Source organism: Pseudomonas sp. EA_65y_Pfl2_P78, from assembly GCF_963970495.1.
GTDB classification, from domain to species: Bacteria; Pseudomonadota; Gammaproteobacteria; order Pseudomonadales; family Pseudomonadaceae; genus Aquipseudomonas; species Aquipseudomonas baetica_A.
Genome location: NZ_CAXAON010000004.1, coordinates 135698 through 161582 on the forward strand (window position 1 = coordinate 135698; position 25885 = coordinate 161582).

19 protein-coding genes are annotated in these 25885 nt (G+C 59.5%); 11 read left to right on the top strand and 8 right to left on the bottom strand.

What is annotated here, in order from left to right; translation table 11 throughout:
• The first annotated feature begins 28 nt into the window (after positions 1-28).
• Positions 29-4864, top strand: coding sequence for an NEL-type E3 ubiquitin ligase domain-containing protein (locus AACY02_RS05745; RefSeq protein WP_339431128.1), 4836 nt, complete (start codon positions 29-31; stop codon positions 4862-4864).
• Positions 4865-4867: 3 nt separating this feature from the next.
• On the opposite strand, the gene mnmC is transcribed toward AACY02_RS05745, so the two are convergent.
• The gene (gene mnmC, locus AACY02_RS05750) at positions 4868-6847 is read right to left on the bottom strand and encodes a bifunctional tRNA (5-methylaminomethyl-2-thiouridine)(34)-methyltransferase MnmD/FAD-dependent 5-carboxymethylaminomethyl-2-thiouridine(34) oxidoreductase MnmC (RefSeq protein WP_339431129.1); all 1980 of its coding nucleotides are present in this window, start codon (positions 6845-6847) and stop codon (positions 4868-4870) included.
• A gap of 172 nt (positions 6848-7019) precedes the next feature.
• Here mnmC and pap point away from each other — a divergent pair, with 172 nt between their 5' ends.
• Together pap and AACY02_RS05760 are read left to right on the top strand one after the other, a co-directional pair.
• A complete protein-coding gene (pap, locus tag AACY02_RS05755) occupies positions 7020-8534 on the top strand; it encodes a polyphosphate:AMP phosphotransferase (RefSeq protein ID WP_339431130.1) in 1515 nt (504 codons plus the stop codon).
• Positions 8535-8637: 103 nt separating this feature from the next.
• Positions 8638-9822, top strand: a complete 1185-nt coding sequence (locus AACY02_RS05760; protein ID WP_339431131.1) for a thiolase family protein — start codon at positions 8638-8640, stop codon at positions 9820-9822.
• A 74-nt stretch (positions 9823-9896) separates the two neighbouring features.
• Here the strand turns inward: AACY02_RS05760 and AACY02_RS05765 are convergent, their stop codons facing one another.
• The gene (locus AACY02_RS05765) at positions 9897-10082 is read right to left on the bottom strand and encodes a DUF6316 family protein (protein WP_339431132.1); all 186 of its coding nucleotides are present in this window, start codon (positions 10080-10082) and stop codon (positions 9897-9899) included.
• Between the two features lie 213 nt (positions 10083-10295).
• Between AACY02_RS05765 and AACY02_RS05770 the strand changes: the two genes are divergently transcribed.
• A complete protein-coding gene (locus tag AACY02_RS05770; RefSeq protein WP_339431133.1) occupies positions 10296-11255 on the top strand; it encodes a DMT family transporter in 960 nt (319 codons plus the stop codon).
• Positions 11256-11359: 104 nt separating this feature from the next.
• On the opposite strand, the gene AACY02_RS05775 is transcribed toward AACY02_RS05770, so the two are convergent.
• Positions 11360-12754: a class II fumarate hydratase gene (locus tag AACY02_RS05775; protein WP_339431134.1), complete on the bottom strand. Its 1395-nt coding sequence runs from the start codon at positions 12752-12754 to the stop codon at positions 11360-11362.
• A 194-nt stretch (positions 12755-12948) separates the two neighbouring features.
• On the opposite strand from AACY02_RS05775, the gene AACY02_RS05780 reads away from it, so the two are divergent.
• The 7 genes from AACY02_RS05780 (at position 12949) to AACY02_RS05810 (ending at position 20849) form a co-directional block, all read left to right on the top strand.
• Positions 12949-13470 carry a DUF2059 domain-containing protein gene (locus AACY02_RS05780; RefSeq protein ID WP_339431135.1) on the top strand — a complete coding sequence of 174 codons (522 nt, stop codon included), beginning with the start codon at positions 12949-12951 and terminating at the stop codon, positions 13468-13470.
• A 12-nt stretch (positions 13471-13482) separates the two neighbouring features.
• Positions 13483-13776: a BolA family protein gene (locus tag AACY02_RS05785; RefSeq protein ID WP_339431136.1), complete on the top strand. Its 294-nt coding sequence runs from the start codon at positions 13483-13485 to the stop codon at positions 13774-13776.
• 176 nt (positions 13777-13952) lie between these two features.
• Positions 13953-14894 carry an oxygen-dependent tRNA uridine(34) hydroxylase TrhO gene (gene trhO / locus AACY02_RS05790; RefSeq protein WP_339431137.1) on the top strand — a complete coding sequence of 314 codons (942 nt, stop codon included), beginning with the start codon at positions 13953-13955 and terminating at the stop codon, positions 14892-14894.
• Between the two features lie 35 nt (positions 14895-14929).
• Positions 14930-15532, top strand: a complete 603-nt coding sequence (locus AACY02_RS05795; protein WP_339431269.1) for a DsbA family protein — start codon at positions 14930-14932, stop codon at positions 15530-15532.
• On the top strand, positions 15525-17342 hold the full coding sequence (locus AACY02_RS05800) for an ABC transporter ATP-binding protein (protein WP_339431138.1): 1818 nt from the start codon (positions 15525-15527) through the stop codon (positions 17340-17342). Before AACY02_RS05795 ends, AACY02_RS05800 begins: the two co-directional genes overlap by 8 nt.
• Positions 17343-17551: 209 nt before the next feature.
• Positions 17552-20011, top strand: a complete 2460-nt coding sequence (locus AACY02_RS05805) for an EAL domain-containing protein (protein ID WP_339431139.1) — start codon at positions 17552-17554, stop codon at positions 20009-20011.
• 79 nt (positions 20012-20090) lie between these two features.
• Complete coding sequence (locus tag AACY02_RS05810; RefSeq protein ID WP_260455454.1) at positions 20091-20849, top strand: TenA family transcriptional regulator; 759 nt, start codon at positions 20091-20093, stop codon at positions 20847-20849.
• A gap of 116 nt (positions 20850-20965) precedes the next feature.
• On the opposite strand, the gene AACY02_RS05815 is transcribed toward AACY02_RS05810, so the two are convergent.
• From AACY02_RS05815 to AACY02_RS05835, 5 genes are all read right to left on the bottom strand, one after another.
• The gene (locus tag AACY02_RS05815; RefSeq protein ID WP_339431140.1) at positions 20966-21892 is read right to left on the bottom strand and encodes a GGDEF domain-containing protein; all 927 of its coding nucleotides are present in this window, start codon (positions 21890-21892) and stop codon (positions 20966-20968) included.
• A gap of 361 nt (positions 21893-22253) precedes the next feature.
• Entirely contained in the window at positions 22254-22994 is a 741-nt protein-coding gene (locus AACY02_RS05820) for a YciK family oxidoreductase (protein WP_339431141.1), read from the bottom strand.
• 75 nt (positions 22995-23069) lie between these two features.
• On the bottom strand, positions 23070-23741 hold the full coding sequence (mupP, locus tag AACY02_RS05825) for an N-acetylmuramic acid 6-phosphate phosphatase MupP (protein ID WP_339431142.1): 672 nt from the start codon (positions 23739-23741) through the stop codon (positions 23070-23072).
• A gap of 4 nt (positions 23742-23745) precedes the next feature.
• The gene (gene ubiG / locus AACY02_RS05830; RefSeq protein ID WP_339431143.1) at positions 23746-24444 is read right to left on the bottom strand and encodes a bifunctional 2-polyprenyl-6-hydroxyphenol methylase/3-demethylubiquinol 3-O-methyltransferase UbiG; all 699 of its coding nucleotides are present in this window, start codon (positions 24442-24444) and stop codon (positions 23746-23748) included.
• Between the two features lie 56 nt (positions 24445-24500).
• On the bottom strand, positions 24501-25835 hold the full coding sequence (locus AACY02_RS05835) for a TRZ/ATZ family hydrolase (RefSeq protein ID WP_339431144.1): 1335 nt from the start codon (positions 25833-25835) through the stop codon (positions 24501-24503).
• Positions 25836-25885: the final 50 nt, after the last annotated feature.

Genomic DNA, 25885 nt, shown 5'->3' on the forward strand with positions numbered 1-25885 from the left:
TCAAGCCTGCAATAAAGGACTATTGCCGATGACCACCACACAGAATAAATCCGCACCGCGTGCGCCGACTCAGAATGAAGTGCTCAGCGTTTTGCTGGAAGCCACAGGAGACCTGGACAACGCCGAGGCGCTGCACAAGAGCCTGCCCGCAATGCTGCTTAACAGTGCGACCAGCACGCTGGTCGCGCTCGATCAAACCGCGCGAGACCTGCTCACGATCCAACTCAAGGTCGAGAAGGATCTGCTCAAGCTCAAACCTCTGAATGCCTTTTGTATTGCTGAGTTGACCCGCGCGCTGAAAGCCAAGTGGCCGGCGGTCTTCGATGTTGAAAAAGATCTGCTGAGTTTGCCGGGGGTTGAGTGTGGTTGCTCGCCAGCCTCGACCGACCCAGAGGGCATTCAAACCTTTCCACATGCCACGCAGACATTGCTGCAAGCGGCGATGCAGAATTTCACCGAAGACGAGGAAACCGACAACTACCCCGAAGGCAGTCAGGTGCGGGTGAGCAGCGTACCGTCGGGCGTGGCCGGATTGACGCCGGCGTCGTTCGCCAAATTCTGTCGCGAACTGGATCTGGGCAAGCGCTATCAGGCGCATTTTCAGCAGGTGTTCGGCCTGGTGGACGACGCCGGTAAAGTGACGGCCACCCGTCCGATGACCCGCGACATCGCTGCGATGAAGAAACTTCTGCTGCAACTGGACATGTATCTGGCCGCAATCAGCCAGCACATCACACCGGCTGGCCTGCAGATCGTGCAGAGGCTGATCGCCGCTGACGACGTGGTCTCGGCGAAAACCCTGCACTACAGCAATCGTCCATTAATGATGCACGGCATCGAGGTGCTCGACAGTTGCATCTGGGGGGTTGTGGTGTTTGCAGTCCGGTCGATCGAGTTATACCCAAACGAATGGTGTCTGGTGTACATGGCTAACGAGCCCGAGAGGCCGCTGTATGAGTACTCGAGTTTCACTGCGTTCAAGCAATACCTCACGCAAAAGCTGAGTGACAAGCGCTACCAGGACTACTTCGCCAACAGCATTGATGAAGATGACAAGGCAGACTTCTTCAAGACCTTCGCCGACACCGCCGATTTGGGCCACATCAGGCAGTTGCCCATTGCAGTGCCGCTGTTCGAGTTCATGGTGCAAAGCCATGTCGGCAAGATGCAGATCGACGCCCGCAAACTCGCCGTGCCGACGGCCGATATTGATGAGGATGTGCGACGCAAGCGCTTGCTGGGTTTTCTGGAACTGGGTGTGAGCATTGCGACGGTGGCGGGTTTCTTCGTGCCGGTTGTCGGTCAGTTGATGATGGGTGTCGCGGTTGGCCAACTTCTGGCGCAAGTGTATGAGGGGGTCGAGGACTGGCAGCGGGGCGACCAGCAGGAGGCGCTGTCGCATCTGCTCAGCGTGGCGCAAGACATTGCGCTGATGGGCGTGTTCGCGGGTGGACAGAAGGCGGTGGGCACGCTGGGACGCAAGCTGGTTCGGGCCCATCCGGAGTTTTTCGGGCAGTTCACCGCGATTCTGGATTCGGCCGGTAAACCGCGCCTTTGGAAGCCAGATCTCACCCCGTATGAACATCGGCTGCCAGCCGGTATCACGATGGCCGATGACTCCGTCGAGTTGCATCCGCTCAAGGAAAAAACCGTCGGCCGGGTCGACTATGGGATGTTCTCCGGGTCACTCGATCCGGACACGAAGGTCTGGCATCTGGATCATCCCGAGCGCCCGAACGCCTATGCTCCCGGGCTTGAGCAACACGTCGAGGGCGGCTGGCGACTGGCGGCTGAGGATGCCGAAACGTGGAATAGCGCTCCCTACACCCTCAAGCGTATCGATCCGCGTCTGAGTGAGTTCCCGGATACGGATCTGGACATGATTCGCCGAATCAGTGAGATCTCCCACGATCAATTGCACCGGGTTTTTAACGATAATCTGGCCTTGCCTGCCCGGTTACGCGACACCGTGGAACGCCTGCGGATCGAGCGCCAGTCAAGCCAACTCATCACTGAGCTTGAGCGTGGGGAAGTTCACGCAGGTCAACCTTCGCAGGAACAACTGCACGGCTTGCCGCAGTTGTCAGGCTGGCCGACAGGCCGGTACATCGAGGTCAGCGATAGCGAAGGAGACGTCACGGCAACCTATCCCGCGACCAACACCCGCGTCCCTGCGCTCAGTGTGCAGGTCACGCAAGAGCAATTGGCCGCAGGGCAGTTGTTGCAGTCGGTGATCGATGGCCTGTCCCTGCGCGAGGTTGAAGCCATGCTGGGGGGCAAGGTCAGTGCCGGCTCGCAAAAGCCAGCGTTGGCGAAGAAACTGGGAGCCTTGTTCAGGGCTGAGCGTCGATCGGTTTTCGATCGTATGTATCAACGCTACGACCAGAGTGAGGCTGACGAGGTCAAGACATTACGCAGCGTGTTCGCCGACATTCCTGCGCGTTATGCTCAGCGCCTGATTGACCAGGCGCCGAGTGTCGAGCGTCTGCATTTGCGCTCAACCGGGCGCGTGCCTTTGCGCCTGGCGCAGAGAGTCCGCAAGGCCTCTGCCGCCGTGCGCCTTGACCGTGCCCTGAGCGGTTTGCTCGTGTCGCAGGTCGCCAATGCCGATAGTGAAAAACTGGCGATCCAGTTACTGCCCCGTTTGAGTGGCTGGGACCCGAATCTGCGCCTGACGTTGCGGGACAAGACGCTGAACGGGCCTGTACTGGAAGCCGTAGGTAACGAAGCGGCGACGCCTTTGAAGACCTGCACACTGGTCAAGTCCAGTGGCGGCTACGAAGCCTTCACTGGCGACGGTAAATCCCTGGGGCGTGTGGCGTCGGAGCCAGACAACCTGTATGCCGCGATCCTCAAGGCACTGCCGTCGGCTCAGCGTACAACCGCAGGTTTTGCTGACCCGGTGATCGCCGACAGTGCCCGATTGCGCAGCCAGTTACTGAACATTGCGCTGGACGAACGTGAGGCCAGTGCCCGGGTATTGACCACCGGCAAGTTCGAGCCGCTGGTCTCCGACCCCCCCTGCATTCAGGGCGATCATGCAATGCCTGAATCACCTCATCCACGCGCGTTATTACGTAAGGTGAGAAGGCTCTATCCCGGCTTTACCGAGGCGCAGGCCAGTGAGTTCATTGATCGGTCGGGCAATGATCCGCTGACCCGCGCTACACGGGTGAAAGGTTTGCGCCGTGATCTGGAGCAACTGCGCAAGGTGCTCGAAGTCTGGACGCAGGATCAGGCAGGCATGACGTTGATGGGGGAGGATTTGCGTGAAGTGCGGCACAGCCGCAAGACGGCGGCAGAGATGATCGAGGATGGGTTTCGGCGGCTTTTTCTGGCCACCGATGAAAGCGGAAAATCGATCTGTGTATTGAATCTTGACGGGATGCGGGTGGGGACGTTGCCCACGCTCCCGCCGGGGTTGAACTTCGATCATATCCAGCAGTTGTCGCTCAAGAACATGGAGCAGGGCGACGACCTGGTTTATTTCCTCAAGTCATTCAAGCACGCCGAGTCTGTGGACCTCGACGGCAACGCACTCACGCGCCTGCCTGAGGTGTTGTCGCACATGCCTGATCTGACCCGGGTGAGTCTGGCGGGTAACCGGATCAAACTGACCGAACATACACTGGTGAAGCTTGCCAACCTGCGCACACTGCACTCCCTGAATCTGAACAGTAACCCGCTGGGGGCGACCCCGGAGGTGGGCAAGATGTTTGATTTGCGTTCCCTGTGTCTGCGCGACACCCGCGTCACCGAGTTGCCCAAAGGTCTTGAACGCCTGCCACATCTGGATTGGGTCGATCTGCGTGAAAATCAGATCAAGCAGCTACCGGATTGGTTATTCAAGACCTCGCGACGTTTCAGCGAGGCGCTGGACCTGCGCGGTAATCCCTTGTCGTTAGCCAGCAGGACTCACCTGGCGGACTATCGAAACAATGTGGGTGTCGGTATGGGCTATCTGGAGAACGATAACGCGCGTCTCGATGAACAGAAGGCGCGCTCGCTGTGGTTCGAGGGCGGCGCCGGAGGGGACTGGGCCCAGCGTGACCGGATCTGGACCTTATTCAAGGAGGATCCCCGGGCCGAGGGCCTGTTTCATTTACTGGCGGAGCTGGGCAATACCGCCGACTCCGAAAAAGTCGCCAAAGACACCTGTCGACGTGTCTGGGCAGTGCTTGAAGCCGCCGAAACCGATGCAATCCTGAGTGAGCAAGTGTTCGACCTGGCCGCCAACCCGATCAATTGCACGGACAGCGCAGCCGTCAACTTCAGCCAGCTCGAACTCGCTGTGGAAGTCAACAAGATCACCAGGCTTGCCGGTGGCCGAGTGACCTCTGTACACCCGTTGCTCAAACTTGGTCGAGGCCTGTTTCGGCTGGACAAGCTGGATCAGATTGCCCGTGAGCATGCGCTTAACGATACCAGTGCTGATCCGCTGGAGGTGAACCTGGCTTATCGCATCGGACTGGCCGAAGAGTTCGATCTGCCGGGACAGCCGCGTCATATGCGTTTTGCCATCCTAGGCGGGGTGACCGAAGCCAATCTGGAGACTGCCAGGAACAGGATCAGTGTCGCTGAGCTGTCGTCCGAATGGCTGACGTTCCTGCTGCGTCAGCCGTTCTGGTGCGAGTACTTGAAGCGCACGTATCCCAGGCAATTCGCGAGCCTGGAGGAAACCTTTCCGGCGCGGCTGGACGCGGTGTTCGAACAGGCGAGCAAACTCTCCACGGCCGATTACCTGAACCAGATGGACGTCATCAGGCTCGAACGGGAGCAGGCCGAAGAGGCTGTGCTCAAGCGCCTGACGGGAGAGGCCATTCGCTTGGGGGATCTGGGCCTCTGCGCAATGCCCGATGCTTGAGGTCTATTTGCCGCGAATCAGTTGGCGCAATACGAAACGGTTGGGGTGACAGGCCTCGGCCACGCTTCTTGGCAAGGGCAACGGTTCGTCGTTCAGCCAGGCGGCGAGCAGTTCGCCAGACAGCGGCGCGGTGATCAGACCGCGTGAACCGTGGCCGCTGTTGACGTATAGACCGTCGAGCCACGGGCAGGCGATGTCCGGTACTTGCCGGGCATCCTTGCTCAGCGCCGCGTACGCGTGAATGAACGCCGCGCGGTCGGCGAGCGGGCCGACAATCGGCAGGTAGTCGGGACTGGTGCAGCGCAAGGCGGCGCGGCCTTGAAGGGTTTCGACCGCCTGTTCGCTGATGTGCAGGCGAGAGACCAGATCGCTGGAAATCTCTTCTAGCATCGCCAGATTGCCTTGGTGTTCGGCGGTGGTCGGGGTCAGGTCGTCGCTGTTGAAATCGAAGCTGGCACCGAGGGTGTGTTCACCCCGTCGCGCGGGGGCGACGTAGCCTTCGGCACACACCACCGTCGTCAACGCCTGGCTTTGTTCAGTCTGCGCCAGGCGGGTGATCTGCCCGCGAATGCGCTTGAGTGGCAGCTCGGCGCTTTGCGCAAAACGCTTGATCTCGGCAGCACCGGCCAATACCACGACAGGCGCGCTGGCAAGCAAGCGGTCGCCGTCGAAGGCTTGCCACTGATCATCGACCTTGCGCAGTTCCAGCGCCTCACGGTGGCTGAGCAGTTCGATGTTCGGTTGTGTGGCCTGCGCCTGGCACAGCGCGGGCGGATGCACCCAGCCACCCTCGGGGTAGTACAAACCGCCGTGGTCCAGGCCGACACCGGCGCGGGCCTGCGCCTCGGGCTGATCGAGCCACTGCAACAGATCCTCCGGGAACGCCGCGGCCAACTGCGCGTGGCGCTCGGCTTCCTTGGCATTGAACGCCAGTTGCAGCACGCCGCAATCGTCCCAGTCGGTGCCCCGTTGCAGGCTTTCGAGCAGGCGTCGGGTGTAACCGAAGCCGCTGATGATCAGTTGCGATAACGCCGTGCCATGGGCCGACAGTTTCAGATACAGCACGCCTTGCGGATTGCCCGAGGCTTCTTGTGCCACGGCCTCGTGGCGCTCCAGCAAACTCACTTTCCAGCCGCGTGACGCGAGGCTCGCCGCGGAGGCACAACCGGCAAGGCCTGCGCCGATCACCAGTGCCCGACGTTCACCGGACGTGGGGGCGGGGCGCGCGAACCAGGGTTTTTCCGGGGCAGGCGGGGCCACCTCCGACGGCCAGCCGAGGAACTCGCCGCGCAGGATTTCCCATTTGTGCCCGATGCCCGGCGTGCGCTTCATTTTGAAGCCGGCGGCGTTGAGCAAACGCCGCACCCAACCGGTGCTGGTGAACGTGCTGATGGTCGAGCCTGGCGCCGCCAGCCGAGCCAGTTCAGCGAACAGTTCGGCGGTCCACATCTGCGGGTTTTTCGCCGGGGCGAATCCGTCGAGAAACCACGCATCGATCCGAGCGTCCAGTTGCGGCAATTGCTCCAGCGCATCGCCGATCAGCAGCGTCAATGTCACTCGGCCATTGGCCAGTGTGATGCGCTGGAAGCCCTGATGGATCGCCACGTAATGGGTCAGCAATTGATCAGCCAGCGGCTTGAGTTCTGGCCACAACGCCAGGGCGCGTTTCAGATCGGCCGGGCTCAACGGGTATTTTTCGACGCTGACAAAATGCAGTCGGGCACCGACAGGGGCGTGTTGCTCGAACAACTGCCAGGCGCAGAGAAAATTCAGCCCGGTGCCGAAGCCCGTTTCACCGATGGCCAGATGTCCATGTGCTGGCAACGCAGTAAAACGTTCGGCCAGACGGTTCTGTTCGAGGAACACATAGCGGGTTTCATCCAGACCTGACTGGTCGGAAAAATACACGTCATCAAACACTCGCGAACGCGGGCGTCCCTGTTCATCCCAGTCGAGTTGGGCGTGGGGCAATACGGCTTTCATGGCAGGCTCGGCAACGACAAGGTCGCCATTCTAGCCGATCGCGCGCAGGGTGCTTGATCCGTGGCAAGGCTTGGCGCCGACGACTCGATGACAATCCGCCGCCCGCGGGAATTTCTGCGCCGTCCTTGTGCCCAATCCGCTAGTCTTGCTCAATCCTGGAAGGAGCTGTCCTATGTTCGAATCCGCTGAAATCGGTCACGCCGTCGACAAAGAAACCTATGAGGCCGCCGTCCCGGCGCTGCGCGAAGCGTTGCTCGATGCCCAGTTCGAGTTGCAGCAGCAAAAGCGTTTCCCGGTGATTGTCTTGATCAACGGCATCGAAGGCGCGGGCAAGGGCGAGACGGTCAAGTTGCTCAACGAATGGATGGATCCACGGCTGATCGAGGTGCGTACGTTCGATCAGCAGACCGATGAAGAGCTGGCCCGACCTCCGGCGTGGCGTTACTGGCGGATGCTGCCGGCCAAGGGGCGGATGGGGATTTTCTTCGGTAACTGGTACAGCCAGATGTTGCAGGGACGGGTGCATGGCCTGTTCAAGAACCCGCGTCTGGATCAGGCGATCGGCGCCGCCGAGCGTCTGGAAAAAATGCTCTGCGATGAAGGCGCGCTGATCTTCAAGTTCTGGTTTCACCTGTCCAAGAAGCAGATGAAGGCGCGGCTCAAAGCCTTGGCCGACGACCCGTTGCACAGTTGGCGGATCAGCCCGCTGGACTGGCAGCAATCGCAAACCTACGACAAGTTCGTCAAATACGGCGAGCGCATATTGCGCCGTACCAGTCGCGACTACGCGCCATGGCATGTCATCGAAGGCATGGACGCCAACTATCGCAGTCTGGCGGTTGGCAATATTCTGCTTGAGGGGCTGCAAAACGCGTTGAAGCGTTCGCAGATTCATGCCCAGGAGGTCAACGCAGCGCCGCTGGGCGCCCCCGTCGATCATAAGGGTTTGCTCGACAGCCTCGATCTTACCCAGCGTCTGGAAAAGGAAGATTACGAGGAGCAACTGATCACCGAACAGGCGCGGCTGTCCGGGCTGATGCGTGACAAGCGTATGCGCCGCCATGCGCTGGTGGCCGTGTTCGAAGGCAACGATGCCGCGGGCAAGGGCGGGGCGATTCGGCGGGTCGCGGCAGCGCTTGATCCACGCCAGTACAACATCGTGCCGATTGCCGCACCGAGCGAAGAGGAGCGGGCGCAACCTTATTTGTGGCGTTTCTGGCGGCATTTGCCGGCGCGCGGCAAGTTCACCGTGTTCGACCGTTCCTGGTACGGCCGGGTGCTGGTGGAGCGCATCGAAGGTTTTTGTACCCCGGCCGACTGGCTGCGTGCTTACGGTGAAATCAATGACTTTGAAGAGCAGATCGCCGATGCCGGGGTGATCGTGGTCAAGTTCTGGCTGGCCATCGACAAGGACACGCAAATGGAGCGCTTCCAGGCGCGGGAAGCGATCCCGTTCAAGCGCTTCAAAATCACCGAAGACGACTGGCGCAACCGCGACAAGTGGGACGAGTACCGCACCGCAGTCGGTGACATGGTTGATCGCACCAGTACCGAGATCTCCCCATGGACGCTGGTCGAGGCCAACGACAAACGTTGGGCGCGGATCAAAGTATTGCGCACCATCAACCGTGCGCTGGAAGAAGCGTTCGAGAAATCCGACAAACACGCGAAAAAGCACAAGGACTGAGCCAATAGATCCGCATACGCGAGGTGAATGATTGTCGCGGTCGTTGATGCGGTGGACTTATGCTCAGGTCCACTCTCAACCGACCACAACAATGAGGTATGCCATGCGTGAAGTGGTGATCGTCGACAGCGTCCGGACTGGCCTGGCCAAATCCTTTCGCGGCAAGTTCAACCAGACCCGCCCCGATGACATGGCGGCCCATTGCGTCAACGCATTGCTGACGCGTAACGACGTCGACCCGGCCAGTGTCGAGGATTGCATCGTCGGCGCCGGCTCCAACGAAGGTGCCCAGGGTTACAACATCGGCCGCAACGTAGCGGTGCTCTCGCGTCTGGGCACTGGCACCGCCGGCATGACCCTCAATCGTTTCTGCTCCTCCGGGTTGCAGGCGATTGCAATGGCTGCCAACCAGATCGCTTCAGGTTGCAGCGACATCATCGTTGCCGGCGGCGTCGAGTCGATCAGCCTGACGATGAAAAGCGTCAACACCGATCACCTGATCAACCCGTTGCTCAAGCAACAAACGCCGGGCATCTATTACACGATGGGTCAGACCGCTGAGGTGGTGGCACGGCGGTATGGTGTCAGCCGTGAAGCGCAGGATCGCTATGCCCTGCAAAGCCAGTTGCGCACCGCGCAGGCTCAGGCGGCCGGGCTGTTCGACGATGAAATCGTACCGATGTCGGTCAAGTATCGCGTCGAAGACAAGAACAGCGGTGATGTGCAGATCCTCGATGGCATCGTGGATCGTGACGATTGCAACCGCCCCGACACCACCTATGAAAGCCTAGCGGGCCTCAAGCCTGTGTTTGCCGAAGACGGTTCGGTGACGGCGGGCAACTCGTCGCAACTGTCCGACGGTGCCTCGATGACGCTGGTGATGAGTCTGGAAAAAGCCCTGCAACTGGGGCTCAAGCCGAAAGCGTTTTTCCGTGGCTTCACCGTGGCCGGTTGCGAGCCCGACGAGATGGGCATTGGCCCGGTGTTCTCGGTGCCCAAACTGCTCAAAGCCAAGGGCTTGCAGGTGGCTGATATCGATTTGTGGGAACTCAACGAGGCGTTTGCGTCGCAATGCCTGTACAGCCGTGACCGGCTGGAAATCGACAACGAGAAATACAACGTCAATGGCGGCTCGATTTCCATTGGTCACCCGTTCGGCATGACCGGGTCACGGCAGGTCGGCCACCTGGTGCGTGAGTTGCAGCGGCGTGACCTGCGTTACGGCATCGTCACCATGTGCGTGGGCGGCGGGATGGGCGCGACGGGGTTGTTTGAGGCGGTGCGTTAAGACAGTTAGAGGGTGTTCACCACACAACCCTGTGGCAGGCTTGCTCGCGAATGACGTGACTCGGTTTATGTGTCTCAGCTCATAAGCTGCATTCGCGCAATGTAAGCCTGTATTTCTTTGTCTATCTGTTCAGTGCTCTCGAACGGCCCCTCAAGGGTATTTTCCCGAGTGCTGAAGAACAGTTCACCGTTGACCCGACACACCCGGTCGCTGCGAAAGTGTGTGGCAGGGGCGGGGTCTTGCCTACGCATGCCCAACATGACGGGGCTCCTTGAGGGTTCTTGTCGGCCAAGTGATTCAAAAAGCTTATGCCTGAATCACTTGGGCCGCCCGCTCAGCCGATCAACGGGGGCGCGTCAATTTATTACGGCGACCTGCACAGTTTTATTCGCGCCCAGGCCCCAACTGTCCCTGTGTCGCCGTCGGTGGCGCGCCTAGAATGAGGACTCTCGTCAGCAGGCCTTGAGGTTCGCATGCACATTTCATCCGGTCGCTGGGTTTACGGTTTATGCCTGGCGCTGCTGACTGCGTTTCTATGGGGCATCCTGCCGATCAAACTCAAACAGGTGTTGCAGGTGATGGACCCGATCACCGTGACCTGGTTTCGCTTGCTGGTGTCCGGCGGGTGTCTGTTCATTTATCTGGCCTCGGTCAAGCGGCTGCCGAGCCGCAAGGTGCTGGGCCCCAAGGGTGGCTGGTTGGTGCTCATGGCGGTACTGGGGCTGGTGGGTAACTACGTGTTGTACCTGACGGGGCTGAATCTGCTCAGTCCCGGCACGGCGCAACTGGTGGTGCAGATGGGGCCGATCATGCTGCTGATCGCCAGTCTGTTTGTGTTCAAGGAACGCTTCAGCATCGGCCAGGGGATGGGGCTGGCGGTGTTGCTGATCGGTTTTGTGTTGTTCTTCAATCAGCGATTGGCCGAACTGCTGACCTCGCTATCGGACTACACCGCTGGCGTATTGGCGGTGTTGCTGGCGTCGACCGTCTGGACTTTTTACGCGTTGGGCCAGAAGCAATTGCTGACGGTGTGGAATTCGCTGCAGGTCATGATGGTGATTTATCTGTTCTGCGCGTTGCTGCTCACCCCTTGGGTGCATCCGCTCGAGGCGCTGCAACTGAGCCCGGTGCAGCGCTGGTTATTGCTGGCGTGCTGCATGAACACGCTGATCGCTTATGGCGCGTTCGCTGAAGCGCTGGCGCACTGGGAGGCGTCGCGGGTCAGTGCGACGTTGGCGATTACACCGCTGGTGACGTTCGGGGCGGTCGCGATAGCGGCCGGGATATGGCCGCAGTATGTGCATGCCGAGCAGATCAATGCCCTGGGCTATGGCGGGGCGGTGCTGGTCGTGCTCGGTTCGGCGCTGGTGGCGTTGGGGCCTTCATTGATTGCCGGGTTCAAGGCACGGCGGATGAAGATGGCAGCCAGCTAAACGGCGTCATCGTTCTTCGCGAGCCAGCCGGCTCCCACAAGGAAATGCATTCCAATGTGGGAGTGGGCTGGCTCGCGAAGCTTATTTTTCAAACGCTACAAGGCTTAGCCCTTGGCCCCCGCCTCGATCATGTTTTCCGGCCGCACCCACGCATCGAACTCTTCATCCGTCAGATAACCCAGCGCCAGCGCCGCTTCACGCAGGGTCAGTCCCTCGTTGTAGGCCTTCTTGGCGATTTCCGCCGACTTGTCGTAACCGATGTGCGGGTTAAGCGCGGTCACCAGCATCAGCCCCCGTTCCAGATGTCTGGCCATGACCTCGGCATCCGGCTCGAGCCCGGCAATGCAATGCTGCTGGAAGTTGCTGCAGCCATCGCCCAGCAGGCGGATCGATTGCAGCAGGTTGTGGATGATCACCGGTTTGAACACGTTCAGTTGCAAGTGGCCCTGGCTGGCGGCAATGCCGATCGTCACGTCGTTGCCCAATACCTGACAGGCGAGCATCGACAACGCCTCGCACTGGGTCGGGTTAACTTTGCCGGGCATGATCGAACTGCCCGGTTCGTTGGCAGGCAAGCGCACTTCAGCCAAACCGGCACGCGGCCCTGAGCCCAGCAGACGCAGGTCATTGGCGATTTTCATCAGCGCCACGGCGAGGGTTTTCAGCGCGCCGGAAAGGCTGGTCAGTGGTTCGTGGCCAGCAAGGGCGGCAAACTTGTTTGGCGCGGTGACGAAAGGCAGACCGGACAGCGCCGCCAGTTCTGCCGCAATCGCCTCGCCAAAACCATGGGGTGAGTTGAGCCCGGTACCCACCGCAGTGCCGCCTTGCGCCAGCTCGCACACTGCCGGCAGCGCGGCGCGGATCGCCCGTTCGGCGTAATCCAATTGCGCGATAAAACCGGACAACTCCTGGCCGAAGGTGATCGGCGTGGCATCCATCATGTGCGTGCGGCCGGTTTTCACCAATTTCATGTGCCGCGCCGACAGTTCCGCAAGGCCGCCGGACAGCTCGGCAATCGCCGGCAGCAATTGCTCCTGCACGGCCTTCACCGTGGCGATGCTCATGGCGGTGGGGAAGCAGTCGTTGGAGCTTTGCGAGCGATTGACGTGATCGTTGGGGTGCACCGGCGTTTTGCCGCCGCGCGGGTTGCCAGCCAGTTCGTTGGCGCGACCGGCGATCACCTCGTTGACGTTCATGTTGCTCTGGGTGCCGCTGCCGGTCTGCCAGACCACCAAAGGAAACTGGTCATCATGCTGGCCGTCGAGCACTTCGTCGGCGGCTTGCTCAATCAAACGGGCGATGTCGGCGGGCAGGTCGCCGTTGCGGTCGTTGACGCGGGCGGCGGCTTTCTTGATCAGGGCCAGAGCGTGCAGCACTGGTAGCGGCATGCGTTCCTGACCGATGGCGAAGTTGATCAGCGAGCGTTGCGTTTGAGCACCCCAGTAGGCGTCGTCCGGGACTTCGATCTGGCCCAGGCTGTCGGTTTCGATACGGCTCATCATGCACACTCCTGTTGGTCTGTTTGCGCAGTTTAGGCTGGCTTCGGCCCCGGTGGTTCCCTCGAACCGATTGTTGACCGGTAAAACCCGGTCAATCCAGTGTGGCAAGGGCCTGGGGGTTGAGCCGCAGCGATTGTTAGGCGCAGAATGAGCGCCCTTGGGGTTTTACCTCGCTTAGCTGAAAAGGAAACTCGATGACTCGTCTTCGTGCCATCTGTACCGCGGTAGCACTGGTTTGCGCCAGCGGCCAGGTGCTTGCCGATACCGCCAGCCACAACGCCAGTGCCGAAGCTTTCCTGACCCTGGCGCACGCTGACAAACTGGGCACTCCGGTTTACATGCAGGTTCAGCAGATGTTCGCCCAGCGCTTTGAACAGACCAAGGCCCCGGAATCCAAGAAAGCCACGCTGGAAACCTACCAGGCCAAGGCCAACGCCGCCCTGGATCAAGCCATTGGCTGGAAAAAGCTCAAGCCGGACATGGTCAAGCTCTACACCAGCAACTTCAGCGAATCCGAGCTCAAAGACCTGGTAGCGTTCTATCAGTCGCCGCTGGGCAAGAAAGTCCTGGAAAAAATGCCGCAACTGACCCAGCAATCGGCCCAGATGACTCAGGCCAAACTGGAAAGCGCAGTGCCTGTCGTCAACAAACTGCTGGAAGACATGACCAGCGAGCTGGCACCGAAAGGCGCTGCTCCGGCCAAGAAAAAGCCGTAAGCGGAGTTCGCGATGACCATGCAACAACGCATCGAATCAACGCTGGGCCTGTTACAGCCTGAGCATCTGCAAGTACTGGATGAAAGCCACATGCACAGTCGCGGGTTGCAGACCCACTTCAAGGCTGTGGTGGTCAGTGCGCAGTTCGAAGGCCTGAACCGGGTCAAGCGCCACCAGAAAATCTACGGCACGCTCGGCGAGTTGATGGGCGAGTTCCATGCGTTGGCGCTGCACACCTATACCCCACAGGAATGGGCAGAGATTGGCGCCGCCCCGGCGTCGCCGACCTGTGCTGGAGGAGGGTAGCTATACGCTTCAAGCAGCAAGCTGCAAGTTAACGGCGCCTTGTTCATGGCTGGCCGCTTGAAGCTAGCCGCTCGAAGCTGCTTTTTTGCTAGAATCCGCAACGCGCCGCTCACCCGGCGCGTTTTTTTTCGCATCCGGTTCACCCTTTGCGAGGGTAGCCACCTGGAGAAATACCCATGACACAACCGATTGTCGTGGCGGCACTGTATAAGTTCGTCACCCTCGAAGATTACGTCAACCTGCGCGAGCCACTGCTGCAAGCGATGGTCGACAACGGCATCAAAGGCACACTGTTGATCGCCGAAGAAGGCATCAACGGCACGGTTTCCGGTACTCGCGAAGGCATCGACGGCCTGCTCGCCTGGCTCAAGAATGACCCGCGCATGATCGACATCGATCATAAAGAATCGTACTGCGACGAGCAGCCGTTCTACCGTACCAAGGTCAAGCTCAAGAAAGAGATCGTCACCCTCGGTGTCGAAGGCGTCGACCCGAACAAAAAAGTCGGTACTTACGTTGATCCGCAAGACTGGAACGCGTTGATCAGCGACCCTGAAGTGCTGTTGATCGACACGCGCAACGATTACGAAGTGTCGATCGGCACCTTCGAAGGTGCCATCGATCCGAAAACCACCAGTTTTCGCGAATTCCCCGACTACATCAAAGAACACTTCGACCCGGCCGTACACAAGAAGGTCGCGATGTTCTGCACCGGCGGTATCCGCTGCGAGAAAGCCTCGAGCTACATGCTCGGCGAAGGTTTCGAAGAGGTTTACCACCTCAAGGGCGGCATTTTGAAGTACCTCGAAGAGGTGCCGCAGGAAGAAACCAAGTGGCAGGGCGACTGCTTTGTATTCGACAACCGTGTGACCGTGCGTCACGACCTCAGCGAAGGCGACTACGATCAATGTCATGCCTGCCGCACCCCGGTCAGCGTTGAAGATCGCGCCAGCGAGCATTACGTCGCCGGCGTCAGTTGCCCGCATTGCTGGGACAAGCTGAGCGAGAAAACCCGCCGCAGCGCCATCGATCGGCAGAAGCAGATCGAACTGGCCAAGGCCCGCAACCAGCCGCACCCGATCGGCTACAACTACAAGCAAGCATCCACCGAGGCTTAACCATGTCTGCGCGCCTGCTCTACGTGATGGATCCGATGTGTTCCTGGTGCTGGGGGTTTGCCCCGGTGGCCAAGGCTCTGGTCGAGCAGGCCCAGGCGGCCGGGGTGGAGTTGCACCTTGTCGTTGGCGGGTTGCGTACCGGCAGCGGTTCGGCGCTGGAGCCGACCACTCGACGCTACATTCTCGAGCATTGGCAGGCAGTGACCGAGGCCACCGGCCAGCCATTCAAGTTTGAAGGCGCGTTGCCCGATGGTTTTGTCTACGACACCGAGCCTGCCTGCCGTGCGATCGTCACCGCACGCAGCCTGGCGCCGGATTGTGCGTGGACATTGGTCGGACTGATTCAGCAGGCGTTTTACACCGAAGGCCGCGACGTCACCCAAGCCAGCGTGCTGGTGGAACTGGCCGAGCAGGCTGGCGTGCCACGGATCGAATTTGCCGCACTGTTTGATCGCGCCGATCAGCACGAAGCCACGGCGGCGGATTTCAATTGGGTGCAGGATCTGGGCATCGCCGGGTTCCCGACGTTGCTGGCCGAACGCAATGGCCAACTGGCGCTGCTGACCAATGGCTATCAACCGCTCAGCGAGCTGTCGCCGTTGCTCGGTCGCTGGCTGGAGCGCGCAGCCTGTGCCTGACCTGGCCGATGACACGCCAGCCGTAAAGCGTGTCGACCGGCTGAGCTGGGCAGAAGTCCGGCGCTTGGCACTGCATCATAAAAAATCCCTGTGGATCGCCAACGGCGTGGCCGTGCTGGCGACGCTGTGCAGCGTGCCGATTCCATTATTGCTGCCCTTGCTGGTGGACGAAGTGCTGCTCGGCCACGGCGACGCCGCGCTGAAAGTCATGAATCAGGTGCTGCCGTCGATGTGGCAGCAAGCGGCGGGCTACATCGGCCTGATGCTGGTGGTCACGCTGACCCTGCGCTGCAGCGCCCTGTGTTTTGGCGTGTTGCAGGCGCGACTCTTCGCGCGTCTGGCCAAAGACATCGTCTACCGCATCCGTGTGCGGCTGATCGAACGCCTCAAACGCATTTCCCTCGGCGAATACGAAAGCCTGGGCAGCGGGACCGTGACCACGCACCTGGTCACCGATCTGGACACCCTCGACAAGTTTGTGGGCGAAACCCTCAGCCGTTTTCTGGTGGCGATGCTGACTCTGGTTGGCACAGCAAGCATTCTGATGTGGATGCACTGGAAACTGGCGCTGCTGATTCTGTTGTTCAACCCGCTGGTGATCTACGCCACGGTGCAGTTGGGCAAGCGGGTCAAACACCTGAAAAAACTCGAGAACGACAGCACCGCGCGCTTCACTCAGGCGCTGAGCGAAACCCTCGATTCGATCCAGGAAGTGCGAGCGGGTAACCGTCAGGGCTATTTCCTCGGGCGGTTGGATCTGCGGGCACAGGAAGTGCGTAACTACGCGGTCAATTCGCAGTGGAAAACCGACGCGTCCAACCGCGCCAGTGGCTTGCTGTTCCAGTTCGGCATCGACATCTTCCGCGCGGCGGCGATGCTCACCGTGTTGTTTTCCGATCTGTCGATTGGCCAGATGCTCGCGGTGTTCAGTTACCTGTGGTTCATGATTGGCCCGGTCGAACAGTTGTTGAATCTGCAATACGCCTACTACGCGGCGGGCGGTGCGCTGGCGCGGGTCAACGAATTGCTGGCGCGTGCCGATGAGCCACAATATCCGGGGGGTGTCGACCCGTTCAAAGGGCGCGAAACCGTCGGTATTGAAGTGCAGGGCCTGTGTTTCGGTTACGGCGATGAGCTGGTGCTGGATCAGATGAACCTGTCTATCGCGCCCGGCGAAAAAGTCGCGATTGTTGGCGCCAGTGGCGGTGGCAAAAGTACCTTGGTGCAATTGCTGTTGGGGTTGTACACGCCGCTCGCGGGCACCGTCCGTTTCGGTGGGTCGACCCAGCAGGAGATCGGTCTGGAGATCGTTCGGGAAAACGTTGCGGTGGTGTTGCAGCATCCGGCGCTGTTCAACGACACCGTGCGCGCCAACCTGACCATGGGGCGCACACGCAGTGACGAAGCCTGTTGGCAGGCGCTGGAAATCGCCCAGCTCGAACCCGTCATCCGTGCCTTGCCGGACGGCCTCGACAGCATCGTCGGGCGCTCCGGCGTGCGCCTGTCCGGCGGGCAGCGTCAGCGTCTGGCGATTGCGCGGATGATCCTGGCCGAGCCCAAAGTGGTGATCCTCGACGAAGCCACCTCGGCCCTCGATGCCGCCACCGAATACAACCTGCATGAAGCCATGGCGCGGTTCCTCAATGGTCGCACCACACTGATCATTGCCCACCGCTTGTCGGCGGTAAAACAGGCGGATCGGGTGGTGGTGTTCGATGGCGGACAAGTGGCCGAAGACGGCGATCATCAGCAGTTAATTGCCGATGGCGGGCTGTATGCCAAACTGTATGGCCACTTGCAGCAGATATAGTGCTCTTGAGTTTTTTGCGCGTTTGTGTGCTTAGTGTTTGAATTGCTTAAAATAAAAAACACCAAAACGCGTTGACAGGCAGCAGGTTGCGCAATCGGCAGTGAAGACGGCCGAGCAGTCGCTTCGACATGCCGAAAATTAGCCTAGGCTGAGCTGTCAGGAGCGGTATTTCCCGGTGTATATCTGGCAGTGCTTGCGCAAGGGACCTCATGAATCAGAAGCGGACTCTCGGAACGCCACGGTTGTTGGGCATCGTCTGGCCATTCATTGCTGTCGTGTTGTTTCAGGCTTTATTGGGAGGGATGAGTCTTTACGTGCTGTCGGCCGTTCGCGGTTATGTCGCGGGTGAGAGCCTCTGGTCCAAGGGGCAGAAAGACGCCATTTACTACCTCAATCTGTACGCCGACAGTCGTGACGAAACGATTTTTCTCAAGTACAAAAAGGCGATTGCCGTTCCTCAGGGCGGCCATGAGCTGCGCCTGGCACTGGATCACCAACCGCCGGACCTGACCGCTGCACGCGAAGGCATTCTCAAGGGCGGCAACCACCCGGACGACGTCCCCAGCCTGATCTGGCTGTACCTCAACTTCCGCCATTTCAGTTATCTGGAAACCGCAATCGACCGCTGGACGGTGGGTGACGCTTATCTGGTCGAACTCAATGACGTGGCGCGCGAAATGCACCAGAGCATCTTGCAGAACACTGCCAGCAGTGCCGATATCCGGCGCTGGAAGACGCGGATTCTGGCGATCAACGATGGCGTGACCCCGGCGGCGAAAGCGTTCAGTGATGCCCTGGGTGAAGGCTCGCGGATGATCTTGCGCCTGCTCTTGTTCACCAACCTGGCCACGGCGCTGGGGCTTATCGTGCTGGCTTTATGGCGCACGCACAAACTGCTCAAACAACGCCATGCTTTTGCCCAGGCCCTTCAGTTGGAGAAGGATCGGGCGCATGTCACGCTGCAGTCGATTGGCGATGGCGTCATCACCACCGACGTTTCCGGCGCCATCGATTACATGAACCCCGCCGCCGAAGCCATGACCCACTGGAAGGCCGAGCAGGCAGCCGGTCTGCCGCTGGCGGCGCTGTTCAACTTGCTTGACGACAATGCCCAGGCCGAAGGCCTGACCCTGATCGAACATATTCTTAGTGGCCATCTCAGTGGCGGCAGTGAACACTCCAAACTGATTCAGCGCCTGGATGGCAGCACGCTGTCGGTGACGCTGGTCGGTGCGCCGATTCGCAATGCCGGGAACGTCAGCGGTACCGTGCTGGTGCTGCACGACATGACCCAGGAACGGCAATACATCGCCAATCTTTCGTGGCAGGCCACCCATGATGCGCTGACCGGGCTGGCGAACCGCCGTGAGTTCGAATATCGCTTGGAGCAAGCGCTGCATAACCTTTCGCGCCAGTCCGGGCGGCATGCGCTGATGTTCCTCGATCTGGATCAGTTCAAGTTGGTCAACGACACCTGCGGCCATGCCGCGGGTGATGAACTGTTGCGGCACATTTGCACCTTGCTGCAATCGGGGCTGCGTGAGGGCGACACCCTGGCGCGGCTCGGAGGTGACGAGTTCGGCATTCTGTTGGAAAACTGCGCGCCGCAAGCGGCGGAGAAAATTGCCGAGGCGCTGCGCCAGACCGTGCAGAACCTGCATTTTGTCTGGAAAGGGCGGCCATTCCTGACCACGGTGAGTATCGGCCTGGTGCATGTCGTGCAAACCCCGGCGACGCTGGAAGCTTCGCTGCGTGCTGCTGATATGGCCTGTTACATGGCCAAGGAAAAGGGCCGCAACCGTGTGCAGGTCTACCACGCTGACGATTCCGAACTGTCGCTGCGCTTTGGTGAAATGGCCTGGGTCCAGCGTCTGCACATGGCGCTGGAAGAGAACCGTTTTTGTCTTTACGCCCAGGAAATCTCACCGCTCAAGCCGAGTGACGGCAAGGGTGGGCACATTGAAATCCTGCTGCGTCTGCATGACGAGGCCGGACGGATGATTCTGCCGGACAGTTTCATTCCCGCCGCCGAACGTTATGGCTTGATGAGCCAGTTGGATCGCTGGGTCGTGCAAAACGTATTTAAGGTAATTGCTCAATGTATTGCACAAGAGCATAAAGGCCCATTAGCGATGTGTGCGATTAATCTGTCAGGTATTACTATAGGAGATGACGCGTTTTTGCACTTTCTGCGCGAACAGTTTGTTAACTATTCGATACCGCCTGAAATGATTTGTTTTGAAATTACTGAAACCAGTGCAATTTCAAACTTGGGCAGTGCAATTAGATTTATTAATGAACTCAAAGGCTTGGGTTGTTATTTCTCGTTGGACGACTTTTGTGCCGGAATGTCTTCATTCGCTTATCTGAAACATTTGCCTGTAGACTTCCTGAAGATCGACGGGAGTTTCGTAAAAGATATGCTGGACGACCCGATTAACCGAGCAATGGTCGAAGTGATCAATCACATCGGGCATGTCATGGGTAAGCAGACAATTGCCGAGTTTGTTGAAACAACCCAGATCGAGCAGGCATTGCTTGAAATTGGAGTGGATTACGCTCAGGGTTATGTCATCGAACGACCGCAATTGTTTACCTGTGACAGTTTGCAAAGTCGGCCCGCCAGACCGCAGCCGTTGTTGTTCAAAGCGCCTGGCACGTTCCGTTGAAGTCTCTCGCCGATCCTTACAATCACAAATCAAAAGGAGCCGAACAGTGATCGACACATTCAACCGAGCCGGACCGCTCATGGAAGCTGCAAGTTATCCAGGCTGGGCACAACAGCTGATTGAGGATTGCAGCGAGAGCAAGCGCCGGGTTGTCGAACATGAGTTGTACCTGCGCATGCGTGATAACAAGCTCAGCGCCAAAACCATGCGCCAGTACCTGATCGGGGGTTGGCCGGTGGTTGAGCAATTCGCTCTTTACATGGCGCAGAACCTGACCAAGACCAAATTCGCCCGTCACCCCGGTGAAGACATGGCGCGGCGCTGGCTGATGCGCAATATCCGCGTCGAGCTGAATCACGCCGATTACTGGGTGCACTGGAGTCGTGCGCACGGTGTGAGCCTGGAAGATCTGCAGGCCCAGCATGTGCCGCCCGAGCTGCACGCCTTGAGTCATTGGTGCTGGCACACCAGTTCGGCGGACTCGCTGATCGTGGCTATCGCGGCCACCAACTATGCAATCGAGGGCGCGACCGGGGAGTGGTCGGCACTGGTTTGTTCTACTGGCGTGTATGCCGCTGCATTCCCGGAGGAAGATCGAAAGCGGGCGATGAAGTGGTTGAAGATGCACGCGCAGTATGACGATGCCCACCCTTGGGAGGCGCTGGAAATCATTTGCACCCTGGCCGGCATGAATCCGAGCAAGGCCCTGCAGGTCGAGTTGCGTCAGGCGATCTGCAAGAGCTACGACTACATGTATCTGTTTTTGGAGCGTTGCATGCAGCTCGAAACATCCGAGCGTTTGTTGGTGCGCGAACGCAGGGCAGTAGTCGAAAGCTGATGTAACTGTGGGAGCGGGCTTGCTCGCGAAAGCGGTGTCGCAGTCTAGCAACTGCTGACTGACACACCCTGTTCGCGAGCAAGCCCGCTCCCACACTGTTTGGTCGTTCGGTAGAGCTAACCCGCCATTGCCAATCGATTCCGGCCTTCACGCTTGGCCACATACAACGCACTGTCAGCGCGACGCAGTAGGCTTTCTGCCGATTCACCCGGCAGCAGGGTCGAGCAACCCAGGCTCACCGTCAGCTCGATCAACTGGCCGTCAGCGTAATATTCATTAGCCTGTGCGGCGTAGCGCAAACGCTCACCGACCAGAGCAGCCGCTTCCCGGCTGGTGTTGGACAGCAGGATCAGGAACTCTTCCCCGCCATAACGAAACACCATGTCGACGTTGCGCAATTGACCTTTGATTGAGGCGGCAACGGCTTTGAGTACGTCATCGCCAGCGCTATGCCCGTGACTGTCGTTGACCCGCTTGAAATGGTCGATATCCAGCATCAATACCGACAATGGTTGCAGATGGCGACGTGACATCTCGATTTCGCGTTGCAGGGTCTGGTCCATCGCAATACGGTTGCCGGCACCGGTGAGGGAGTCGCGCAGTGCGCTCTGGGTCGCCGCGCGGTATAACAGGGCGTTGCGCATCGGATACAGCAGCGACGACAGCAGCGATTCAAGATGCCCCTGCTCCTGATCGTTGAAGCGCTGATTACGGCGGAATACCAGTTCACCCATGTGCTCGCCTTCGTGGCTGAGGCTGTAGCTGACCGAGTGATGGCCTCGGGCGCCGAACTCCAGGCGCAGGTCACTGCCCTGATGCGTGTAGCTCAAGGCATCCAGTGGTACAAGGCGCTGAGCCTCGCGAAAGAACAGACCGAGAATGCGTTGCGGTTCAAGACTGGTTTGCAGTTGCAGGCTCAGTTGCTGGCGCAATTGCGCAAGACTGGCGGGCCGCTCCAGAAGAGGCGGCTGCTGACCGAAACCCAGGCGCTGCAATTTGGCACTGTCGAAGTCAATTGCATTGGTCTGGGAAGGTGATTTCATATGGCGTGAGCCCCTAAGCAGTAAGTCTGTCTTACAGGCTGGGTGAGAGCGGCTATGGGCTGCGTGTCGTACTGATCCATCAGTCCCGTAGGACATTTGGTGTAAGTCTAGTCTGCCTGATGACGATTAGTGAGCTATCGAATCAGGTCTTGCCCCATTGCCTTCACACGGCATGCTTTGAGGAAAATTAGAGCGAAAGTCGTGCCATTCAGTTCGGTTTTATTTAAAGCTATACGAATCAATAGCTTGGCTTTTCGGAAGACTAAGGTGTGCTGGATATTTGACTGTATTTTGACGGCCAATAACGGTTAATGCATGCCGCGACGGAAATCCGCCACGGCTACAAATGCGACGTATGGCATTACTGCGCGTTGAATGCCTGACCGTTGATGCCGGTGCTGTCCGGGCCCATCAGGTACAGGTAGACCGGCATGATTTCCTCGGGCGTCGGATTGTTCAGCGGATTTTCCCCCGGATAGGCTTGCGCGCGCATGCTGGTGCGAGTGCCGCCCGGGTTGATGCTGTTGGAGCGCACTGGCGCCACGCCGTCGACTTCATCGGCCAGGGTTTGCATCAGGCCTTCGGTGGCGAATTTCGAAACGCCATAGGCCCCCCAATAAGCACGGCCCTTGCGTCCGACGCTGCTCGAAGTGAACACCACCGAAGCATCCTGCGACAGCTTGAGCAGCGGCAGCAATGTGCTGGTCAACATGAACATGGCGTTGACGTTGACCTGCATGACACGCATGAAGTTTTCGCCGGACAACTGCTCGATGGGCGTGCGCGGGCCGATGATCGAGGCGTTATGCAGCAGGCCGTCGAGGTGGCCGAATTCAGCCTCGATCATTGCGGCCAGTTCATCGTACTGATGCGGCAGGGCGGTCTCGAGATTGAACGGAATCACCGCCGGCTGGGGGTGCCCGGCGGCTTCGATTTCGTCGTAGACCTGTGTCAGATGGGCTTCAGTCTTGCCCAGCAGCAAAACGGTTGCGCCATGGGCAGCGTAGGTTTTCGCGGCAGCCGCGCCGATGCCACGACCGGCACCGGTGACCAGAATGACCCGGTCCTTGAGCAATTCGGGACGAGCTGTGTAATCAAACATAAAAAACCTCATCAAGAGTCAGATCATTCCCACGCTCCGCATGGGAAAGCAGCCAATGACGCTCTGCGTCAAGTCTCAGCAACTGCAGAGCGCGCTATCGAGCACCTTGCGCAACTCCAGAGGATGATCCACCACCACATCCGCGCCCCAATGCCGCGGGTTGTCGTCGGGATGGATGTAGCCAAACGTCACCGCGCAAGTCTTGGTGCCAGCGTCGCGCCCGGATTCGATATCGCGCAGATCATCGCCCACAAACAAAACCGTCGACGGATCCAGATCAAGCATCTTGCACGCCAGGATCAGCGGCTCCGGATCCGGCTTGCTGTTTTTGACATGATCCGGGCAGATCAGCAGCGCCGAACGCTCGGCCAGTCCCAACTGCTGCATGATCGGCTCGGCGAAGCGCAGCGGCTTGTTGGTCACCACGCCCCAGATCAAGTTGGCCTTTTCGATATCAGCCAGCAGTTCGGCCATGCCGTCGAACAGCTTGCTGTGCACCGCGCAGCCGACGAGGTAGCGCTCGAGGAATTCCAGGCGCAACTCTTCAAACCCCGGCGATTCCGGGTCCATCGAAAACGTCACCGCAACCATGGCTTTGGCGCCGCCGGAGATCTCGTCGCGAATGTGCTTGTCGTTGATTGGCGGCAAGCCACGATCCGCGCGCATCGCCTGGCAGATGGCGATGAAGTCCGGTGCGGTGTCGAGCAGGGTGCCGTCCATGTCGAAAAGGACTGCTCTGATGACCATCGGCTTATTCCTCGCGCAGGGTCTGGATCATGTAGTTGACGTCAACGTCGTTGGCCAGCTTGTAGTGCTTGGTCAGCGGGTTGTAAGTCAGGCCGATGATGTCCTTGACGGTCAGGCCGGCCATGCGGCTCCAGGCGCCAAGCTCGGACGGGCGGATGAATTTCTTGAAGTCGTGGGTGCCACGCGGCAGCAACTTCATGATGTATTCGGCGCCGATGATGGCGAACAGGTAGGCCTTCGGGTTGCGGTTGATGGTCGAGAAGAACACCTGACCGCCGGGCTTGACCATGCGGAAGCAGGCGCGAATGACCGACGATGGATCCGGCACATGTTCGAGCATTTCCAGGCAGGTGACCACGTCGAACTGCTCGGGCATTTCTTCGGCCAGAGCTTCGGCGGTGATCTGGCGGTAATCGACGCTGACGCCGGATTCCAGTTGATGCAATTGCGCGACCGCCAGAGGCGCTTCGCCCATGTCGATGCCCATTACGGTGGCACCGCGTTGGGCCATGGCTTCGCTGAGGATGCCGCCGCCGCAACCGACGTCGAGCACTTTCTTGCCGGCCAGGTTGACCCGTTCGTCAATCCAGTTGACCCGCAGCGGGTTGATGTCGTGCAGCGGTTTGAATTCGCTTTCACGGTCCCACCAGCGATGGGCCAGGGCTTCGAATTTGGCGATTTCGGCGTGGTCGACGTTGCTCATGTTCCATTCCTCTAAAACTTGAAAAAGGTTGTAGCTGCGCAGGTTATGCGCAGTGTTTACGATTCGGTGTGGCCGCTGATGCGTTGGCCCCAGGCACGGGCGGTGGCGCCCAGTTGTGCCTCATCCAGGCGTGTCAGGCGCCGGTCGTCGAGCAGTTGCTTGCCGTCAACCCACAGGTGTTTCACGCAGTCGCGGCCGGTGGCATATATAAGCTGCGAAACCGGGTCATAGACTGGTTGCTGCGCCAGGCCCGACAGGTCGAAGGCGACGATGTCGGCGGCTTTGCCGATTTCCAGCGAGCCGACTTGCGCTTCGATCCCCAGCGCTCGGGCACCATTGAGCGTGGCCATGCGCAGGGCGCGGTGGGCGTCCAGCGCGGTGGCAGAGCCGGCGACGGCCTTGGCCAGCAGCGCGGCAGTGCGGGTTTCACCCAGCAGGTCGAGATCATTGTTGCTCGCCGCACCGTCAGTGCCGACAGCCACGTTCACACCCGCCTGCCACAATCGCTCGATCGGGCAAAAACCGCTGGCCAGTTTGAGGTTCGATTCGGGGCAGTGGATCACGCTGGTGTTGCTTTCTACCAGTAACGCCAGATCGTCATCGCTGATCTGGGTCATGTGTACGGCCTGGAAGCGCGGGCCAAGCAGGCCCAGGCGGCCGAGGCGGGCCAGTGGCCGCTCGCCGCGTTGTTCGACAGCTTGCTGCACTTCGAAGGCGGTTTCGTGGACGTGCATGTGGATCGATGCATCCAGTTCCTCGGCAATCACGCGGATCTTCTCGAGGTTCTCGTCGCTGACGGTATAGGGTGCATGGGGGCCGAAGGTGATCTTGATCCGTTCGTGGTGCTTCAGATCACCGAACAACTCGACGCCCTGACGAATGGCTTCATCAGCGTTGCTGGCGCCGGGTATCGGGAAGTCGAGGACAGGAATCGCGATCTGCGCGCGAATGCCGCTGTTGTGCACGCACTCGCTGGCAACTTTCGGGAAAAAATACATGTCCGAGAAACAGGTGATGCCGCCCTTGATCTGTTCGGCGATGGCCAGATCAGTACCGTCTCGGACAAAATCTTCATCGACCCATTTGGCTTCGGCTGGCCAGATGTGATTTTCCAGCCAGGTCATCAGCGGCAAGTCATCGGCCAGACCGCGGAACAGTGTCATTGCGGCGTGGCCGTGAGCATTGATCAGACCGGGGCTGAGCAGCATGTCCGGCAATTCGCGGATTTGTGTGGCGTTACACTTCAATGCTTCGGCGCGCGGGCCGATAAACACGATGCGACCGTCGCGGATGCCCAGACCGTGCTCCTTGAGCACAACGCCTGCAGGTTCGACGGGTACCAGCCAGGTCGGCAGCAATAGTAAGTCGAGCGCAATGGCAGGTTTCGGCATCGAGGGTCGGTTCCAGTGCTTTTGTAAAGGATGGCGAAGTATACCCGAGC

Coding starts and splice junctions, on each gene's coding strand:
- mnmC (WP_339431129.1), bottom strand. CDS start 6,847: ATGAAAGCCGTATTGCCCCACGCCCAACTCGACTGGGATGAACAGGGA.
- ubiG (WP_339431143.1), bottom strand. CDS start 24,444: ATGAGCAACGTCGACCACGCCGAAATCGCCAAATTCGAAGCCCTGGCC.
- AACY02_RS05785 (WP_339431136.1), top strand. CDS start 13,483: ATGACCATGCAACAACGCATCGAATCAACGCTGGGCCTGTTACAGCCT.
- mupP (WP_339431142.1), bottom strand. CDS start 23,741: ATGGTCATCAGAGCAGTCCTTTTCGACATGGACGGCACCCTGCTCGAC.
- trhO (WP_339431137.1), top strand. CDS start 13,953: ATGACACAACCGATTGTCGTGGCGGCACTGTATAAGTTCGTCACCCTC.
- AACY02_RS05835 (WP_339431144.1), bottom strand. CDS start 25,835: ATGCCGAAACCTGCCATTGCGCTCGACTTACTATTGCTGCCGACCTGG.
- AACY02_RS05805 (WP_339431139.1), top strand. CDS start 17,552: ATGAATCAGAAGCGGACTCTCGGAACGCCACGGTTGTTGGGCATCGTC.
- AACY02_RS05745 (WP_339431128.1), top strand. CDS start 29: ATGACCACCACACAGAATAAATCCGCACCGCGTGCGCCGACTCAGAAT.
- AACY02_RS05770 (WP_339431133.1), top strand. CDS start 10,296: ATGCACATTTCATCCGGTCGCTGGGTTTACGGTTTATGCCTGGCGCTG.
- AACY02_RS05820 (WP_339431141.1), bottom strand. CDS start 22,994: ATGTTTGATTACACAGCTCGTCCCGAATTGCTCAAGGACCGGGTCATT.
- AACY02_RS05810 (WP_260455454.1), top strand. CDS start 20,091: ATGGAAGCTGCAAGTTATCCAGGCTGGGCACAACAGCTGATTGAGGAT.
- AACY02_RS05775 (WP_339431134.1), bottom strand. CDS start 12,754: ATGAGCCGTATCGAAACCGACAGCCTGGGCCAGATCGAAGTCCCGGAC.
- pap (WP_339431130.1), top strand. CDS start 7,020: ATGTTCGAATCCGCTGAAATCGGTCACGCCGTCGACAAAGAAACCTAT.
- AACY02_RS05780 (WP_339431135.1), top strand. CDS start 12,949: ATGACTCGTCTTCGTGCCATCTGTACCGCGGTAGCACTGGTTTGCGCC.
- AACY02_RS05795 (WP_339431269.1), top strand. CDS start 14,930: ATGTGTTCCTGGTGCTGGGGGTTTGCCCCGGTGGCCAAGGCTCTGGTC.
- AACY02_RS05815 (WP_339431140.1), bottom strand. CDS start 21,892: ATGAAATCACCTTCCCAGACCAATGCAATTGACTTCGACAGTGCCAAA.
- AACY02_RS05765 (WP_339431132.1), bottom strand. CDS start 10,082: ATGTTGGGCATGCGTAGGCAAGACCCCGCCCCTGCCACACACTTTCGC.
- AACY02_RS05760 (WP_339431131.1), top strand. CDS start 8,638: ATGCGTGAAGTGGTGATCGTCGACAGCGTCCGGACTGGCCTGGCCAAA.